The sequence below is a fragment of the Nonomuraea fuscirosea genome (assembly GCF_003001935.1).
Taxonomy (GTDB): Bacteria; Actinomycetota; Actinomycetes; order Streptosporangiales; family Streptosporangiaceae; genus Nonomuraea; species Nonomuraea fuscirosea.
This window is the reverse complement of the sequence record NZ_PVNG01000005.1, coordinates 484419-503072: the sequence shown is the minus strand read 5'-3', so window position 1 is coordinate 503072 and position 18654 is coordinate 484419. Positions and strand designations below refer to the sequence as shown.

At 69.2% G+C, this 18654-nt stretch carries 14 protein-coding genes; 11 read left to right on the top strand and 3 right to left on the bottom strand.

Features of this window, described 5'->3' with window-relative positions; translation table 11 throughout:
• Together B0I32_RS15005 and B0I32_RS57640 are read left to right on the top strand one after the other, a co-directional pair.
• Positions 1–4886: RHS repeat-associated core domain-containing protein (locus B0I32_RS15005; protein ID WP_219911800.1), on the top strand; the 4886-nt coding region annotated here is incomplete at its 5' end.
• Positions 4887–5170: 284 nt separating this feature from the next.
• Positions 5171–5341: a hypothetical protein gene (locus tag B0I32_RS57640; RefSeq protein WP_181307396.1), complete on the top strand. Its 171-nt coding sequence runs from the start codon at positions 5171–5173 to the stop codon at positions 5339–5341.
• A 266-nt stretch (positions 5342–5607) separates the two neighbouring features.
• On the opposite strand, the gene B0I32_RS58815 is transcribed toward B0I32_RS57640, so the two are convergent.
• Positions 5608–5985 carry a hypothetical protein gene (locus B0I32_RS58815; RefSeq protein ID WP_219911799.1) on the bottom strand — a complete coding sequence of 126 codons (378 nt, stop codon included), beginning with the start codon at positions 5983–5985 and terminating at the stop codon, positions 5608–5610.
• A gap of 190 nt (positions 5986–6175) precedes the next feature.
• Here B0I32_RS58815 and B0I32_RS58810 point away from each other — a divergent pair, with 190 nt between their 5' ends.
• The 4 genes from B0I32_RS58810 to B0I32_RS14990 all read left to right on the top strand — a co-directional run bounded on the left by B0I32_RS58810 (position 6176) and on the right by B0I32_RS14990 (position 8698).
• Positions 6176–6535: a hypothetical protein gene (locus B0I32_RS58810; protein ID WP_219911798.1), complete on the top strand. Its 360-nt coding sequence runs from the start codon at positions 6176–6178 to the stop codon at positions 6533–6535.
• 99 nt (positions 6536–6634) lie between these two features.
• On the top strand, positions 6635–6835 hold the full coding sequence (locus tag B0I32_RS58805; RefSeq protein WP_219911797.1) for a hypothetical protein: 201 nt from the start codon (positions 6635–6637) through the stop codon (positions 6833–6835).
• A 157-nt stretch (positions 6836–6992) separates the two neighbouring features.
• Entirely contained in the window at positions 6993–7892 is a 900-nt protein-coding gene (locus B0I32_RS14995; protein ID WP_181307395.1) for a DNA-processing protein DprA, read from the top strand.
• Positions 7893–7894: 2 nt separating this feature from the next.
• Positions 7895–8698, top strand: coding sequence for a hypothetical protein (locus tag B0I32_RS14990; protein WP_106239133.1), 804 nt, complete (start codon positions 7895–7897; stop codon positions 8696–8698).
• Positions 8699–8805: 107 nt separating this feature from the next.
• Here B0I32_RS14990 and B0I32_RS14985 read toward each other — a convergent pair whose 3' ends face one another.
• A complete protein-coding gene (locus tag B0I32_RS14985) occupies positions 8806–9885 on the bottom strand; it encodes a macro domain-containing protein (RefSeq protein ID WP_146178166.1) in 1080 nt (359 codons plus the stop codon).
• Positions 9886–10002: 117 nt separating this feature from the next.
• Entirely contained in the window at positions 10003–12144 is a 2142-nt protein-coding gene (locus tag B0I32_RS14980) for a hypothetical protein (RefSeq protein ID WP_106239127.1), read from the bottom strand.
• Positions 12145–12319: 175 nt separating this feature from the next.
• Between B0I32_RS14980 and B0I32_RS14975 the strand changes: the two genes are divergently transcribed.
• The 5 genes from B0I32_RS14975 (at position 12320) to B0I32_RS59810 (ending at position 18607) form a co-directional block, all read left to right on the top strand.
• The gene (locus tag B0I32_RS14975) at positions 12320–13024 is read left to right on the top strand and encodes a TauD/TfdA family dioxygenase (RefSeq protein WP_106239236.1); all 705 of its coding nucleotides are present in this window, start codon (positions 12320–12322) and stop codon (positions 13022–13024) included.
• On the top strand, positions 13021–14121 hold the full coding sequence (locus B0I32_RS14970) for a hypothetical protein (protein ID WP_146178165.1): 1101 nt from the start codon (positions 13021–13023) through the stop codon (positions 14119–14121). The genes B0I32_RS14975 and B0I32_RS14970 overlap by 4 nt, the downstream gene beginning before the upstream one ends.
• Positions 14122–15187: 1066 nt before the next feature.
• Entirely contained in the window at positions 15188–16717 is a 1530-nt protein-coding gene (locus tag B0I32_RS14965) for a DUF4407 domain-containing protein (protein WP_106239122.1), read from the top strand.
• Positions 16718–16721: 4 nt separating this feature from the next.
• Entirely contained in the window at positions 16722–17309 is a 588-nt protein-coding gene (locus tag B0I32_RS14960) for a 4Fe-4S single cluster domain-containing protein (protein ID WP_106239118.1), read from the top strand.
• Positions 17306–18607: a hypothetical protein gene (locus tag B0I32_RS59810; RefSeq protein WP_181307392.1), complete on the top strand. Its 1302-nt coding sequence runs from the start codon at positions 17306–17308 to the stop codon at positions 18605–18607. The genes B0I32_RS14960 and B0I32_RS59810 overlap by 4 nt, the downstream gene beginning before the upstream one ends.
• The last annotated feature ends 47 nt before the right edge of the window (positions 18608–18654 follow it).

Sequence of the window (18654 nt, the reverse complement as noted above, 5' to 3'; positions counted from 1 at the left end):
AGCAGGGTTACCGGTGGAACCTCGACTACGAGGTGGACACGCACGGCAACGCCACCACGTACTGGTACACCCAGGAGAAGAACTACTACGGCCGGAACTCGAAGCCCGAGCTGGGCACCGTGTACGACCGGCACGCCTACCTGACCCGCATCGACTACGGCTACCTGAGCAACGAGCTGTTCACCAGGAACCCGGCGTCCCGGGTGCTGTTCGAGACGGCCGAGCGCTGCCTGCCCAGCGGCACCGTCACCTGCGCGGCCGGAGAGCTGAAGAAGGAGACCGCGAGCCACTGGCCGGACGTCCCGTTCGACCAGATCTGCAACTCGGGGGTGAAGTGCACCGACCGCCTCACGCCGACGTTCTTCACCCGCAAGCGGCTGACCAAGGTCACCACCCAGGTGCTCAACGCCGCCGGTCAGTACTACCCGGTGGACTCCTGGGCGCTGACGCACCAGTTCCCCGCCACCGGTGACGGGCTGAGCCCGGCGCTGTGGCTGGCCTCCATCCAGCAGACCGGTCACGTGGGCGGCACGATCACGCTGCCGAAGACCACGTTCAAGGGCGTGCAGCTGCCCAACCGGGTGGACGCCACCGAGGGCCGCGCGCCGCTGGTCAAGTGGCGCGTCCAGTCCGTCGACAACGGCACGGGCGGCGAGCTGAGGGTCAACTACAAGGCCGCCGACTGCCAGGCCGGCGCGCTGCCCGCCGCCGACAAGAACACCAAGCTCTGCTTCCCGCAGCGCTGGTCCCCGCCGAACGAGGCGGAGGTCACCGACTGGTTCCACAAGTACGTGGTGGCGCAGACGGTCGAGGTCGACCGGGTGGCCGCCTCCCCGAACGTGGTCACCAGCTACGAGTACCTGGACGGCGCCGCCTGGCGGTACGCCGACAACATCCTGGTCAAGCCCGCGCACCGTACCTGGTCGGACTTCCGCGGCTTCGGCCGGGTCCGGGTCCGTTCGGGCGACGGGCAGGACACCAAGCGCACGCTGACGGAGTTCCGCTACTTCCGCGGCATGCACGGCGACAAGCAGGCCGACGGCTCCAAGCGCAACGTGCAGGTGGTCGACTCCGAGGGCGTCAAACTGGACGACCTCGACCAGTACTCCGGCTTCGAGCGCGAGGAGATGCTGTACGACGGCGACGGCGGCTCCCTGCTGAAGGCCACCGTCGAGGCGCCGTGGTCGGTCAAGACCGCCGAGTCCACCCAGGACGGCGTCACCAAGGCCGCGTACGTGGTCGAGGCCGAGTCCATGGTCACCCGTACCGCGCTGCCCGGTGGCAAGTGGCGGCGTACCGGCGAGGCGCGTACGTACGACGCCAAGGGTCTGCTCACCACGGTCGAGGAGAAGGGCGACCTGGCCGGCACCGACGACGACCGGTGCACCCGCTACACCTACGCCCGCAACGACACGAGCTGGATGCTCGACTACACCAGCCGCGTCCAGAAGGTGGCCGCTCCCTGCTCCGCCTCCATGTCCACGCTCGCCGCCGGAGAGCTGATCTCGGACGAGAAGGTCCAGTACGACGGCAAGGCGTTCGGGCAGGCACCGAGCAAGGGCGACGTGACCGCGGTGCAGCAGGTCGTCAACGCCGACGGCAGCACGCTCACCGACACCGCGCACACGTACGACGTCTACGGCCGCGAGACCAGCGAGACCGACACGGTCGGCACCAAGACCGTGACCAGCTACACCCCGGCCACGGGCGCCCTGCCGACCGAGATCAAGGAGACCAACGACCTCGGCCACGTCGACCGGACGATCATCGAGCCGGCCTGGGGCGAGCCCGTCACCGAGATCGACACCAACAACCGCCGCGTCGACATGGAGCACGACGCGCTGGGCCGCCTGATCAAGGTCTGGCAGTCCGACCGCAGCAAGGCGGGCGGGCAGTCGCCCAACACCGAGTACTCCTACACGATGCGGGCCGACGGCCCCAGCGTCGTCACCACCAGGACGCTGCGCGCCGACGGCGGTTACACCGAGAGCCACGAGCTCTACGACGGCCTGATGCGCGAGCGCCAGACCCAGGAGCCGGCGCCCACGGACGACCAGACGCAGGACCCGGCACTGCGGGACGGCCGCACGATCACCGACACCTTCTACAACTCCCAGGGCGAGGACTACAAGAAGAACACCGGCTACTTCGCCACCGGCGCGCCGTCCACCGCCCTGCTCGCGGTGGCAGACGCGGACGTGCCGAACCAGGTCGAGACGCTGTTCGACGGCGTGGGCGACGCCAAGGCCCAGTTGCTCAAGGCCAAGGGCGTGGAGAAGTACCGGGTCACCGCCCAGAACGACGGCGACCGGGTGCACACGACGCCGCCGCCGGGCGGCACGGCCACCACCCGGATCGGTGACGCCGAGGACCGGCTGATCGAGCTGCGCCAGTACAAGGGCGCGACCCCGACCGGCGAGTACGAGGCCACCAAGTACACCTACGACCACGCGGGACGCCTGTCCACGGTGACCGACCCGGCGGGCAACGTCTGGAAGCACCACTACGATTTCCGCGGCCGGGAGATCAAGACCGAGGACCCGGACAAGGGCGTCACGACGATGACGTACAACGACGCCGACGAGCTGGTCTCGACGACCGACGCGCGCGGCAGGACGCTCTGGTACACCTACGACGCCCTGGGTCGTAAGACCGAGATGCGTGAGGGTTCGGCGACCGGCACCCTGCTGGCCGAGTGGAAGTACGACGCGCTGGCCAAGGGACATCTGAACGCCAGCATCCGGTACGTGGGCGGGCAGGCGTACACGGCGGAGATCAACGCCATCGACGCCGACTACCGCCCGCTGCGCGAAACCGTCACCATCCCGGCGCGGGAGGGCAAGCTGGCGGGCTCCTACCAGCTCAACACCCGCTACACGCTCGACGGCCAGGTGCAGTCGGTCAGCTTCCCGGCCGCCGGCGGGCTGGCCGAGGAGCAGGTCGTCTACAGCTACGACGCGCTCAGCCAGCCGGTCAAGGTCACCGGCCTGTCGGCGTACGTGAACGCGACCCGCTACTCCAAGCTCGGCGAGACCCTGCAGTACGAGCTCGGCGGCGATGGCAAGAAGACCTGGCTCACCTACACCCACGACGAGTCCACCCGCAGGCTGACCAGCATGCGGCTGGACCGCCAGAACACGACCAAGACCGATCTGGACGTCAACTACGGCTACGACGCCGTCGGCAACATCACCAAGATCAATGATCGGGCGAACCAGGACACGCAGTGCTTCACCTATGACCACCTGCGCCGCCTGACCTCGGCGTGGGCGGCCACGGACGACTGCGCGAGCGGTTCACCCCAGTCCGGCAAGATCGGCGGCGTGGCCCCGTACGCGGTCAGCTACGCCTACGACGTCACCGGCAACCGGACCAAGGAGACCAAGCACGCCTTCGGCGGGGCGGGCGAGCAGGTGCGCACCTACACCTATCCCGCGGCGGGCGGCAAGCAGCCGCACGCGCTGCAGGCCGTCGGGGCGGACGTGTTCGCCTACGACGCGGCCGGCAACACCACCCGGCGCAAGGTCGGCACCTCCGACCAGAACCTGGTGTGGGACGCCGAGGGCAACCTGGAGTCGGTGACCGAGGCCGGCAAGACCACGTCGTTCGTCTACGACGCGGAGGGCGACCGGCTGATCCGCAAGACGCCCACCGACGCCACCCTCTACATCGACGACATGGAGCTGCGTCTCGACCACGCCAAGGACGTCGTCGAGCAGACCCGCTACTACACCATCGGCGGCGAGCCCATCGCGGTCCGCACGCCGGACGACCAGGTCTACTTCCTGGCGAGCGACCACCAGGGCACCGCGCAGGCCGCGGTGAACGCCGGCACCGGCGACCTGGCCGTGCGCAGGCAGACCCCGTTCGGTGAGGACCGCGGCGCGCCACCGCCGTGGTGGCCGGGCCAGCGCGGGTTCGTCGGCGGCACCAAGGACGCCTCGACCGGGCTCGTCCACCTGGGCGCCCGCGAGTACGACCCCAAGAACGGCCGCTTCCTGTCGGTCGACCCGATCATCGACGACACCGACCCGCAGCAGCTCAACGCCTACGCCTACGCCAGCAACAGCCCCGTCAGCATGAGCGACCCCGACGGGCAGTGGGTGTGGGTCGTGGTCGGGATCGGCGTCCGCGTCGGCGTCAAGTGGTGGCTGAAGAAGCAGGCCAAGAAGAAGGCACGCGAACTCGCGCTCAGGAAGGCCAGGGAGCTGGCCAGGAAGAAGGCGCTGGAGGAGGCCAAGAGGAAGGCCAGAGAGGAGGCCAAGAGGAAGGCCAAGGAGGAGGCCAAGAGGAAGGCCAGGGAGGCGGCCAAGCGCAAGCTCAAAGAGGCGGCCAAGAAACGCGCGGCAGAGGCGAAGAGGCGGGCCCGCGAGGCGGTGCAGCGGCGCCGGGCGGCGGCCAAGGCCCGCCGGGAGGCGCGGAGGGCCGAACGCGAGGCGGCGGCCAAGCGCCGCGAGGCCAAGGCAGCCCAGCGGCGCAACCACCGGGCCGGCCGGCTCCCGGCCGGCATCCGGGAGGCGCGCTCGCGTCCCGCCAGGCGGCCCACGAGCCACCGCTCCACCCAGCGGCAGTCGCCACCCAAGGCGACCAGGCAGACGGCCCGGCCGCGGCCGAGCCAGGTCTACCGCAACGACGGCAGCGTGCAGCCGACCCAGTCGTACACCGTGTACGGCAACGGCCGGATGTACCCGCAGGGCAGGCCGCCGTCGAACCTGCCGAACGGCGGCGGCAGCGGCCAGGCCAACCGGCAGATCACCCAGGCCGACGACTTCGAGATGGAGGTCAACACCAGGCGAGGGGCCGTGGCTCACCTGGGGATGCGTGGCGGGAAGCTGGGCGATGACATCGCCGACTTCTTCGACATCTTCCTGGGCGGCCTCGGCTGACCCCGATCTCGTAGCGACCGGCGCGGGACCCTCACGGTCCCGCGCCGGTGGCGCGTTATGAGCGGGTGTCGACCTCCGGCGCTTCCTGAGCGGGGCCCCACCGCCGGCATTCTCCGCCATCCCCGGAAGCCGATCTTGTACGATCCGCTGATCCATCCCCCTCGACCCCCGCGGGGTGCAGCGGGCCTGGGATCTGGCGCCGCTTCGTCACCGCGTGCACCGCGCTGGAGCGGGCCGCCTGCGTCTGGGACTCCGCCACCGGCAAGGCCGTCACCCGGATCAAGGTGGCTGACCGGCTCCCGGTGCTCGGCTGGTACGACGAGAAGCACCTGCTCGCCCCCGTCCGCGACGGCTTCGGCGTCGTCGACCTCACGGGCCGGACCGTCGAGACCCTGATCAAGGTAGGCAAGAACGAGAACATCTACCCGTACTTCGACGCCCGCACCAAGCGCTGACCCCTCCACCTTCGGCGAACCCGGAACCGTCAACGGCAGCCTGTGTAGGGACGTGCTGGGATCCTCGTGGCCGCCATCGTGGCGACACCTGTCCATCGTCGCCATGATCACCGTGCCGGGCTCAACGTGCCCTGGCGAGAGGTCGGGGCTATCGTCATTGTGGACGGCGGTCTCGCCAGGTCCGACATGTTGAGCAGGTACCCGCACGCTGGGATTCTCCTGTTTACGGTCGCTGACATCTACCAGGAGCGGCGTGGAAAGGTCCCTCACCCGCCACCTTGCCTGGAGTCGCGGGGGCTTCTGGTGCTGGCCAAGGTTCCCGGAGTACTGCCACGCGGCGCGCGGTCGAGCACGCCGTCGCTCGGCCCGGCACCCGCCCTGTGCGGCTGTTCGCCGTGCTGTGGCCTCTGTGGCAGGTCGAGGTGACCGCCGATTTGTACGAGGAGCAGGCGTACGAGGTGATCGACTGTTACCTCGTCGAGGCCGTGGCTGACGGCGGGGTCGGCACGGTGGCCGAGCTGAGCGCGTTCTTCGGCCTGGACCGCTTGCTCGTTGAACGTTGTCTGCACTTCCTGTCCGTCATGGGTCACGTGCGGGTTGACGGTGAGAAGGTCGTCCTGACCGACCTTGGTCTGCGCTCGCACCGCGAAGGCATCCGGTACGCGTTGCACAAGGAGAGCCGCAGGAGGCTGCTGTTCGAGCGGTTCACGGGCCGCCCGCTGCCGCGCTCCCACTACGACGGCTCGATCAGCGTGCTCGAAGTGCCCGTCGTCGGCAAGGAGGACGGGACGGTGTTCCGGCCGCTGTTCGCCGGCGCCTCCTTTCAGGAGCGGGATGGTGGCGGAGCTGGCGGCTCGGCCGGACCGGGCGGCCTACACCCTGCCCGCGCAATTGCGGGCACTCCAGGACCTGCGCTCGCAGGAGGCATACTTGCCGTCTTACGTGATCGAGATCGACGACGGGCGGCTGCTGGGGTATATGGCGGCGGGCCCGGGGCGGGACGCCTTCCTGGAGGCGATACTCGCCGAGGTACCCGAGGCGCGGGTGGAGTCGGAGACCCGGCTCGATGAGCGTCGGCTGTGGGAAGAGTGGCTGGCGGGCAACGGGCTCGGCCACGGGTCCCTGCGGCGGGCTTCGTACGGAGGGTGGTGCTGCCGGCTGCGGCGTTCGGCGCGGGGTGGAAGCTGCGGCTGAGCCGGGTTGGGGCGTTCCAACTGCACAGCAACCACTTTTGCAGCTGTGGTGCGAGGACGAGAAGCTGCGCGACGGGCAGCCTGCGAGCGGGCCCTCGGCATGGCCCGGCAGCGTGAGGTGCGCACGCAGGCACAGTTCGCGGAGAAGACCGACGCGCTGGCCGTCCAGTTGGAGACCAGGTCGCTCACGATGACGGAGTTGCGCGCGTACGCGCGGCAGCACGGCTGCACGAGCGCCTGGCCCACCTCGACGCCCTGGAGTAAATGGAGGGCCGGGGGCGGCGCCGACGAACAGCGGTGAGACGAATCACTGCATAGTCAGGTCTGGCTGCCCACGGCGTGTCGGCCTGTTCGTCCCGGCACGATGAGGCTCTGGGAACCACGCATCCCGTCGCCGCCTTCTGTCGGTGTCGGAGCGTACGTTCGCAACCGAATCCACGTTCGAGACGGTGATGATCATGACCACGATCGACGAGCAAGCCGCTGTTCTCGCCCTCACCAAAACCACTGGAGACAATCCCTGGTTCTATACCGCCCGCGTGATCATCGATGCCGGCAGTGCCCTGGAGTTGCTGAACGGCGGCTGCCTAAGCGGGGACGCCGACGACCGGGCGCACGCCGCCGCCGTCGCAGCCCGCGTAAAGTCCGACGACCTGGTCTGGGCTCGTGCCCTCATTGGCACCATGCGTAGCGGTGGCGTTCAACTCGTCACCGTGCTGGACGATACCTACCCCGGCAATCTGATGTGGGCCTACGATCGGCAGCCGTTCCTGTGGCTCCGCGGTGAACTTCACCACAGCGACCGGCGGGCCGTCGCCGTGGTAGGCGAGGAAGACTCCGACCACGCGGCGGCCGCGGCCCATGCCTTGGCTCAGGCCGGCATCACCATCGTCGCGCCGCTGTGCTCGCCTTTCGATGTAGCCGTTCATCAGGCCGCGCTTGACGTCGGCGGCCGCACCCTCGCAGTCCTCGCAGGCGGGATCGCTGCGCCGGAGGCCGTCGGCGCGTACGCCAGTGTGGCTGAAAAGATAGCCGACCGTGGTGCGGTCGTCTCCGCGTTCTGGCCTGATGCTGCCCCGACAGGCCGGACCGTCGCGCTCGCCCGCATTGTGACCTGCGGGTTGGCGGACTGCCTGTATGTGGTGGACGGGGTTGACGGTGGGACGTCCGCCGCCCATGTCGAGCAGGGACTGCAGACGGGGAAATACGTGTTCGTGTCTCAGCGGCTTCACCAGGAACAGCCGTGGGCAGCTCGCGCGGGATTCCGGGGAGGCATGACTGTCGTCCAGGACATTGACGAGCTGACCAAGCAGGCGGTCAATCTCGTAGATATGACCCCTGGAACGAACATCAGCTGATCATGGCTGACGCCGAGGCGTTCATCCGTGAATTTCTGCCATGGTTCCGCCCGGTTCCTCCGACACGGCCGGGCGTGTGCCGGATCTGCCACTCCGGTCCGAACAACGTCGGTGACACCGGCGGCCCCTGGGGCATCTGCGTGAGCTGCAAGTGCACCACGAAGAACCTGTATGGCCACACCCAGCAGGTGGTGCCGATCTCGCTGATGACCAAGAACTCGCAGCTGTACGACCTGCTCGTCCGGAGGACGGATCCCCGCGGTGCCGGAGGACGGCGGAATCGGGCCGACGTCTTGGCTGCGGCCTTGAGTCACTTCTACCACCGGCATATCCAGTGCCTCGAAGGGCTGGCAGGCGGGCCGTTCACACTCGTTGCCACAATCCCGAGTAACAATCCCGAGGCACCAGGAAAGGCCTTCCACATCATGTGGCAGGTCGTGGGAAAGGTAGCGGCACTGAAACGACTGTGGCAGCCCCTTCTGCTGGAGCCCGACACCACGTTCGCGCGCGTGCTGGCCGCGCGCCACTCCCACCGCGACGCCTTCCAGGTGCCCCGGGCCGGCAGGCTGGACAGGGCACGAGTCTTGCTGGTGGACGACTTGTTCGTGTCCGGTGCACACGTGCAGAGCGCAGCGTCCGCCCTGATCGAGAACGGCGCGGCCGCGGTGGTGGCGCTGGTGATCGCCCGGCTGATCAACCCCGCGTCCAAGGATCCTTACAGCGCCGGCATCTGGAAGGAGTCCTGCGAGCGACCTTTCACCTTTGACCGCTGCTGCGTCTGCGATCCAGCGCGCGGAGGGGCCTGACAGGCGTCGCTCACCGGAGACAGGTCTGGGGCCGGCGCTTCATCATGGAGCCGGGCGACCGTTCGCTCGCCCGAGTCGAGTGCGTCGGCGGCTCATACGGTGCGCGATCAGGTCGGCCGCGCGCCGAGATCCGACAGCGAGCGCAATACCGCCACGCAACCCCTTGTGCTGCGCGTCAGCAGGTACACCTCCCAGGTGTCCGACAACTGAGGTTCGAGTCCCGCCCACAGGTAGGCGAAGCTCGTCTCGGGGTCCAGGCCGCCGCGGCCAGCGCCGAACAGCGGGAAGCAGATCGATCGGAGGGACGGTGCGTACCTGTCGCGTTCCTGCCCGGCCAGCTGAAACGCGTTGCCGACCGCCCGTACCACGCCGGTGGGCTCGACGTCGTAGTCGTTCGTTTGCGTACGCGGGATCGCCGTCGCCGCGTGGTAGATGCGCCTGACACCGATGCGTGCGAGCTCTCCCGGAGAAGTGGGGACCACGGTGCCCGGCGCGACGGCCAGTCCTTCCCGGCCGTGCTCGCGTGACCAGAGGCGCAACTCTCGCTGTAAGACGTCGTCGATCAGCTCGCCGGCGTCGTTCCTGCGCGCGGCGGCGGCGCGCAGGCTGGCCGACAGGGACGATTTGAAGATCTTCGACATCTCCAGGTACACGTTCTCGGAGGAGACCAGGATGTCCATGTCGCGCAGCGCCTGCACCGGCATGCGGCAGACGGTCACGTGCCGTTCGTGTCCGGGCTGACCCAGGAGCAACCGGCGGTGGGCCCCTAAGGGCAGGCCCTCGGCCGGCGACAGGTGGGTCCGTGCGTCGCCCAGGCGCAAGATCTCCTCAGCGACATACTCGATGATCATCCGCTCGTGGTGCTTTCGGAAGCGCTCTGGCGACACGGCGTACACCTCCGCCGCCCGCCGCCTGCGGCTCTGCGCCGGCCAGTCGCGGGTGCCGGCGATGACCCCGAACGTGTACGCGCACGCCGTCGCCAGCGTGCCGTCCTCCATGCCGTTGACGACCTGGTCGAGCAGGGACGCGATCGAGGACGGGACCAGCTCGGCGTCGATCGGTGGGCCGAGTGCCTCGACCGCGGCGGTCAAGGCGGGGAGCGGCGTGCGGCGGAGCCTGAGCAACCCTCGCTCGCGTACTGTTCTCAGCTCCGCGACCAGATCAGCGTGCCGGATCGCAGCTGCCATCCGACCATCGTCGCACCGATCGACGAGCCTGCCCAGGCGCGGCATCGCCTACCACCGCCTGTCCTGCCATCCGCGCTCCGGTCGCGGCCGGTCTGATCGGCGCTGACGCGATCGTCCTCAGAGGTCTTCCCAGAGCTGCTCGGGGGCGCCTGCGGGGACCGAGGTGCCGAGGCGGGCGGCGAGCGCTCTGGCCTCGGCCAGCAACGGGTGGCCCTCGGCCAGTGCGGGGCGCGCGTGCTCGAGCGGCGTGCGTGAGAGCAGCGGCGCAAGCAGCGCCGGGACCTCATCGGCCAGGCCGGCCTGGGCTCGCCGCGTCGCGGTGGCCATCCGTCCCGCCAGCACGGCCGGGTGCTGAGCGTCCAGTGCGGGGCCGGCCATCGCTTCCAGCGCGGCGGAGAAGGCCTCGCTCTCGTCGGCCCGGCCGCGGGCATCAGCGGCGCGAGTCGCCAGCAGCAAGGTACGGGCCAGACCGGGTGAGTCGTCGCCGAGGCCGCGCTCGATCTCGGTCAGGGACTCCAGGACGGCGGCGGCCTCGTCCGCGCGGCCGAGCGACAGCAGCGCCTCGGCCCTGGCCCGGGAGGCTCCCCGATCGCCTGGAGAGAAGCGGCCGAGCAGATCGAGCGCCGCCCCGGCAGCGCCGTCGGCTGTCAATGCCTCGGCGTGCAGGATCGCGGCCTCCTGGGCCAGCCGCTCCGAGACCCGCTGCTTGAACCACGGCGTGCTGACCGCCGAGCCGGTGAGCGTGCTGATAGCCAGCGCGGGGAAGCCGGCGGCCAGTTCGATCTCGGCCAGCCGCACGTTGTCGTACTGACGCCAGTAGCCGTCGGACGGAAGGTACTGCGCCCGGCAGCTCATGGCTTCAAGCAGGTGCCGACGCGCGTGAATGGGGTCGCCCGCCGCGAGCAGCGCCTCGGCGAGGGTAATCCGCGCCGACGCGGTGTTCACATTGCCGGCGCCGAGTCGCTGAACGCGGTCGCGCAGCACTTCCTCCGCCAGCAGCACACCGCGGATCACTCGTCCCGACCTGGTCGCCGCCCTGACCGCGGCTTGGCGGGTGAGCGTGAGCCGGCGCCATCGCGGGCTCACCCCTTCTCTGGACACGCCCTTTGCCCGCGTCGCCGCCACTTTTCCCAGCAGGAGGGCGGCCTCCGCCGGGCGGTCCATGGCGATCAGGGCGTCGGCGATGTTGTGGTCGACCCGTGCCATGTAGGACTCGGCCTCCTGCTCGTCGGGCAACTGGGCGGCCACCTCGCGCGAGCGCTCCAGCCGTGCGACGGCACCCGCCGGGTCGCCGAGCCGCAACAGGAGCAGCCCGCGCCGGCTCTCGATGTCGCAGAGCAGGCGCAGATCGTCCACCGACCTGCCGTCTCCTGCCAGCGCTTCCAGCAGCTGGGCCAGCTCCGCCGCTACCTGGATCGCCCGTGCGGTGAGCGGTGTGCCGTCGATGAGGATCCGCAGGACCTGCTCCAGGGCGGCCATTCTGATCCTGGGCCCCGCTCCGTCGTGGAGTGCGAGCGCGGCGGCGCGCTCGGTGGTGCGCAACGCGTTCGCCCACCCCCCGGCCAGCGTTACGACGTCGCGCTCGAACCAGTACGCGGCGAGCGCGTCCGCCTGCCGCTCGGTGGCCCCTTCGGCGTCGTCGGACAGGGCGCGGAAGGCGAGCTCGGACAGCCGCTCCGCGCTTCCGCGCGCCCAGCCCGCCGGGGGCACGGCGACCGTCGACACCGCAGTCTCGATGCGAGGGGCGAGATACTGCGCGTACGCGGTCACACGGCCCTCCCAGCCAGACGCCGCGACCTCCCCGTAGGGTCCGTCCGGCCACTCGGGGCTGTTCTGCGGCGAGGTCGACCGTTTCTCCGAGGTGGAGATGTCGCCGATGCCGAGCCTGACCTGACCGACAAGAAACCGCTCCGCCTTGCTGAAAGCGGCGATCCGGACGAGAGTGGCGGCGATCAAGGACTGGGCGTCGGCGACGGTTTCAGGTGACTCCGCCGGCCCCGGGTCGTCGTCGGCGAACTCCTCGAACGCGTGCTTGAGCGCCAGGGCAACCAGTACCCGGCGGCTGCGGACTTCGTTGTAGAGCCACACCGCGCTACGGGCCTTGCCCTTTTCCCCCTTTCTGGACAGGCGCACCAGTTCGGCCACGTCCTCGGCTCGCACCTGCTGATAGGCGTGGTGCCGGAACGCCGTCGCCGAGGCGGCTGCGATCGCGGCGAGCCTGCGTTCCTGAGCCTCACCGGAGGTCGCAGAATGGATCATGAATAAACTATATCTGGCTATCGTTGTCTCGGCTCACAATCTCTACTCGACTATCGTTGCCGAGCTGACGCGAATGGCCGGATCACGCCCAGAATGCGCCCGGATCGCGGACGCCCCCGCTGGTTGCCTGGATATCGCACCCACAGATGCAGGGAGGGGCGATTCGGTGAACGAGATGAACTTCACTGCCGCCAGGCGCCACCTGGTCGAGCAAGGATGGGCGGTGTTGCGCACCGGTCTGTGTTTCGCCGACGGCGGGGCGGTGGACCACACGAAGATACTGTCTCTGGCACGGCGGTTCGGAGCGCCGTCGCGCAGAGACGCGGGCCGGGAGATCTGGCCGGTACGGCCGTCGAGAACGGATGCCGCGGCCACCCTGTCGGAACGGGCGGGCGCGGTGGACTTCCACACCGACGCCGCCTATCGCTCCCGTCCCGAGGATCTCGTCTGCTTGTTCGTCGTGCGGCCCGCGGCGGACGGCGGGCTGACGCTGCTGCTCGACGCCGCCACCGTGGACGCCGAACTGCGGCGGCACGCTCTCGGCGAGCGCGTCCTCGCGGCGCTGGGAGAACCGAGGTGGGGGTGGAGGGTGCCTGAGGCGTTCAGTGGCGGGCCGGCGGACGTCTCCCCCCGAGCGGCGGTCATGCCAGGTGACGGTACGGTGCGCTGGCGCGGCGACAACCTAGTGGGCTTGACCCCGGAGCAGCGCAAGGTGGCGACCTGGTTCGGCTCGCTGCTGAAGGTGGTGCCAGGGGCAGTGCGCCTGGAGCACCGGCCCGGGGACGTGATCGTCATCGACAATCACCGCGTCATGCACGGTCGCACGTCCTTCCAGGATGCGGCCCGCCTGCTGCTGCGCGTCCGGCTGTGGGCGTCATGACCGGGGCACGCGCATGGGCGGCCGCCGCGGCGAGCGCGGCGGCCTGCGTCCCCGCGGAAGGAGCGGAGGCCGCCGCTTGGACGGTATACGGCTGGGCCGAAGTGGCGCTCGGCTGCGCGGTGCTCGCCCGGCCGAGCGCGTTCGCCGGGCTGGATCAGGTGATCGCGGCGAGTGGCGTGCGGCGCGGGGGCGTCGCCGCGGCACGGCTCCGCGCGCTGCGCGCCATCGCCGGGCCAGTGCCCCGCTACTATCCGGTGGCCGAGCCGCCCGGTCCGGTCCCACCCGTGGCTGGGAGCACGTGGCACATGTGCGCGGCGCTCGCCGAGTTCTGTGACGCGCTGCCCACGCGCCGCGGGCACGTGCGCGTGCCCGACCGGGCCGCGAGCCACCTCTGGTGGGGCGAGAGATTCCGCCCCTCCGCCCGGCGCGGGCACCTCGTGGTGCCGGGACGGGGCTACACGGGGCTTGCCCGGCGGCTCTGGATGCGGCTGCCAGGTCATCCTGCCGTGCTGGTCGACGTACCTCGTCGCGCGCCTGAGCTGCGGCGCCGTGTCTGGCGGGGCATCCACGAGGGGGCGCACCTCGACCACCTCGCGATGGTAGAGGAGGTCCCTGGAACCTGGCCGCCGGCCACGGGCGGTGAACCGCCGACTCCGCCTGCCGCCGAGTTCGGGTATGGGCTGCTCGCCGCCGAGTCCTACGCCATGGCGGTCGAACTGGTCGCGCTGCTGGAGAGCTTGGAACGCGGCGAGGGCAAGGTCGCCGGCTGTCTGCGGGACGGGCTGGCCGAGCGGATCGGCCGCCTCCCGGGGTTCCCGGGCTGCCTCCGTCCTGTAGGCCGCACGCTGCGGCGGGCCACCGACCACCGGGGACCCGAGTTCGCGGCGCTGCCGCGGCTGGCCGCCACATACGTGACCGGGCCCCTTCGTCTGCTGGCCGGTGACGACGTCGCCCTGCCCGCGCGGCTGCGCGCCGATCTTCTCGGCCGGTGGGAAGGGCTCACCCGGCGCTGGCCAGTGGCCCGGCGGCTGATGACGGAGGTGCGGGACATCCATGCTGAGGAAGTATCGGTCATTTCGACAACCCTCGTAGTATAGTGACCTTCAATCTAGCGCGGTGAGAAACTACAGCCAGCTCCAGAATAGTCGAGCGCCATGGTAGGCACAATCCACGCGTCACGTCGCGATGCCGCCCGAAGGACGGACCGCGGAAAACGATCCAGTCAGCACGGCCGGGGCCGTCTTGGATCGTCTGTCGGGTTCAATCGTCCTGCTGGGCCGCGACGTCCCGCCCATGGAAGCCCTATATGCCCTGGCTCGCCCGCTCCTAGGTGCCGCTGTCGGCTCCCGCCCGAAGCGGCCTCCGGCAGCGGCCATCGGCGGCGACGAGGGGCTCGCCGAAACCGGCAAGATGCTCAGGGGGCTGGCAGGCTCCGGTCTGCCGGGCGGCCCTGCCCGGCGGACCGGACTAGCCTGCGTCTGACGGCCGTGACCGCTCATCGGGCTCCGTGCCCCGCTCGTCGGCCGCGCCAAGGCGGCGAGCGGAACGCCCCCTTCGAAGAACTCCGGTCGACGCGGTGCTTTGTTGCTCGGCTAAAAATCACACAATCGTCGCGATTGCGACATTTGCCACATATCGTTTAAGTAAGACAAAGTATCATATCTCAGCGGTATGCGAATAAATCGCCCTGAAGGTGCCCGTGAGGGATGGCTTAACGGGGTGAAGAATTTTGCCACAGCTCGGGTTAAGTGGCAAAAAAGACCAGGTGCTGAGGGATGTCGTCCAAAGTGGTCTTTGATATAAACTGCCGCCTCGGGGGACATGCTCGGCTTCTTCATCGGCATTACGGGGAGCGTAAGTGAGTGGGGGGCGTAAGGAGGGCTTTGTCGTCGTCGTCAACGGACGACTTCGATCGGCCATCCCTTCAGCGGAGTTGCGTTTCCGCGAGATCAACGCACTCGCCGGACGACGTCAGGCGACGAAAGTTCGAGCCGACCGCCTCTGGCGGTCCTTTATGCGCCGCTGGCCACGGCGGCCGATCCAGGTACGGGTCTCGATCTCGCGGGCTCCCGCGTTCCCGGTGACACCGCCGGGGCGCCCCGCCCTTCATGGCCCGGCCTCTTATCCCTCTGGTGGGCACGATGTAGGGGAAAGTGAGGGTAGATGACCCAGCCGCCCGTGGTCAGGCCGGTCGTTCCTCGGCCTTTACGGCCCCATAATCGTCAGTCATTCCTGATCTGGCTGTCCGGTGCCGACCCGTACATTCTTGATCAAACGCCGAGTGATCGTCCCAAATATCAGGGGATGGGTGGCGCCGTTCTCACGACGGCCACGCTTGCCGGTGTTTCGATGTTCTTCGCCCTGAGCATGGCCTTGAACGCGGCGCCCGCCACCGCCGGATTCGTCTCCATGGTGTGGTTCCTGGCCATTCTGAACCTGGACCGCTGGCTGGTCTCCTCGCTGCAGCGAAGTGCCCGCAGGCGGGACATTCTCAAGATCGCGATACCGCGCGCCGCGCTGGCCCTACTGTTCGGCGTGATCATCTCCACGCCGCTGGTCCTGCAGATCTTCGGCCCGGAGATCGAGGCCGAGATCACCAAAATCAGAATCGAACAGTCCTCGGCGAACCAACGCATGTTGGACAGCGGTCCCATGGCTCAGGAGATCAAGAGGCTCCAGGGCGAGCGAGAGAGCCTTTTGGTCACGATCGCGGGCGGTGGCACGGCGGTCGACGCCGTGGGAAACGACCGGGAGGCCGACCGCCTCACTGCGCTCCTCGAAATCCAGAGGAAACGGCGTGACGCCAACGAGGACGCGGCGGCCTGCGAGCTGACGGGCGACAAATGCAAGGGGCGCGTCAGGCACGACGCCGGCCCCGGGCCCTACTGGAAGAAGTACAAGCGCAGGGAGGCCGATGCCGCAAAACGGATCGCCGTCTACCAGCAACAGCTCGATGAGCGAACGGAAAGCGTTCGGCAGCGCGCCGAGGCGACGGCCGGCGACACGCTCAAGGAAGCGCGGACACGGCTGCCCGTCGTTCAGGCCAGGCTGAAGCTGCTGCAAGGCGCGCAGAGCGACCAACAGAAGGCATTCGAAGAGAAGAACGCGGCGAACAAGGGGTTCCTGATCCGGCTGAAGGCGCTGGACCGGGCCTCGGGCAACGACTTCACGCTCGGGATGTGGCGCGCTCTGGTGTTCCTGCTGATCACCACGCTGGAGTGCCTGCCCATCTTCGTGAAGATCCTCTTCCTGCTGGGCCGGCCGACCAGATATGACGAGCTGCTCGAAGCGTACGAGAGGGAGCGGCTCGAGCTCGGCAAGCAGACCGCTCGCAAGGAACGCCAGGCGGGATTCCTCGCCAACAACGACGAGATCCTCTATGCCGACTACGTGGCACGGGAACGTTCCAAAGTGCTGGAGGCCATGGCGCAGCGCGCGGCCGAGGCAGAACTGGAGGTGGCGCAGCGATCACTCGACCTGTGGCGCGACCGAGAACTCCGCCTCCTGCCGCACGATGTGGACGGGTACGTCGAAGTGCGCGGGACGTTGCCGATGCCGATTCAAGAGGCGGAGCCGGGCGGCATCCAACCACCGGTGAACCCGATGCTGGCCGCAGCAGGCGCGGCGGGCAACGGCCGCCGCAGGATCCCGCGCTGGGGAACGCTCACCGCCCTGTTCCGCAGGGGCAGGTGATCTCATGCTGAACGTGGCCGAGATCTGCACGGCGACCGAAGCGCTGGGCTCGGGTATTCGTGCCGTGGTCTGGGTGCAGGGCTGCCCCTTCCACTGCCGTGGATGTCTGGCGCCGGACTGGATCCCCGACCGCCCGGCCCAGCAGATGTCCCCGCACGAGCTGGCCGCCGCCCTCCTCAGCGACTCCCGGGTGACCGGGTTGACGTTCTCGGGAGGGGAGCCGATGGCACAGGCGGCCGAGCTGGCGGCGACCGCCCGGGTCGTGCGCGCGGTCAAGGAGGTCACACTCATCTGCTTCACCGGCTTCCGCCTGGAGGAACTGACCGATCGGCCGGCCGCCGCCGAACTGCTCGCGGAGGTCGACGTTCTCATCGACGGGCGCTACGTCGCTGCCCGCAACGATGACCGCGGGCTGCGCGGCAGTGCCAACCAGCGGGTGCATCACCTGACGGACCGGCTGCGCGGCTTCGATTTCACCGGCGCGCCGCGCCGCGCCGAGCTTCATGTCAACGACCGGGACGTCCTGCTGGTGGGAGTCCCGCCCAGCGGCCTCACCGCTGCTTGGAGCACGATCGGAAGGGGTGGGATGTGAGCGGCACCAAGCACATCATGGTCGACGAGAGCGCCTGGAACTCGGCGCAGCAAGCAGCCGGGAGGCTGGCACAGGTCCAGCGCGAGCTGCCCGGGATGCTGGAGAACATCCGGCGGCAGAATCTGGCCGACCTCAACCGGGTCCAGACGACGCTCTCCCGCCGGCAGGACCAGGTGGAGAAGGGCCTGTCCGCGCTGAGCGCGAACACCCGGCAACTGGAGGCGTGGGTCGATGTCGAACTGCGCGAGCAGGCGGCCGGCCTCACGGACCTGCGCAACGAGACGAGGAAGACGGCCGAGCAACTGCGCAGGGACCTCAGCCGGGAACGTTCCGAGCGGCAGGCGCAGTTTCAGAAGCTGTCCGATCGCGTGGACGACCTCAAGGCGGGCCGCGAGCGGGCGTCCGAGATGGCGCGCGCCTTCTACCAGGACGCCCGGGTCATGCACGACGTCGTCGACTGCCTGCCGCACGAGCGCTTCGCCCCCGGGCGGCTCGACCGGCTTCACCAGCGGCTCGCCGACGCCGGGCGGATGCTCCAGGAGCAGGAAGCCGCGTACTCGCTCGGCACCGTCCGGCAGCTCTATCACGATCTCAGCGAGCTGCGCGCCGACGTCCAACTGCTCGAGACCGACTGGTTACGGACGCAGGCGGAGGCGCTGACCGCGCTGCACCGGGTGGCCGAGACGGGACGCCTCAACGCCGAAGTGCCGGTCCCCGACCTGCCCGGCGCCACGGTGGACGTGGACCACTGGACCGATGGAGGCCTGAGCGAACTGCTGGCCGAGATCCAGGAGCGGACGCGTGTCGCGACCGGGGAGCAGAGCCCGCTGACCGTGGAGGAGCTCCGGGCGATCATCACCCAGGTCGCGCCCGGCTACGAGGCACGGCTGGATTCCTTGGTCGAACGGGCGGGCCGCCGAGTCGTCGCAGCCCAGTTCCGGGCCAACACCGCGGAACAGGTCATCGACGCGCTGGCTGATCAGGGGTTCGCCTTCGTGGAGGAGACCTATGAGGAAGGGGACTTCCGGGCGGCGCACTACAGCAAGCTGCGGCATCACGACAGTAGCGAGGTCGTGGTTGAGGTGGCACCGCACGGGGACACGGGGATGGCCATCCGAGTCCTTTCGTACGACGACGAGCGTTCCCAGAACCGCCGCTCCCAGCGCGCACAGGACCTGTCGCAGGTGCTGCGGCGAAACGGCGTCCCGGTCGGGGAGGCCACCGACGCGGGGATCGAGCCGGCTCCCGAGCAGCGCGACTTCGAGCGGATTCGCGCGCGGAGCCAGGGGGCGCGCTGAAGTGAAGGAGCGAAGCCTGGCCGTCCCTGAGCGGTTGCGGCCCCTGT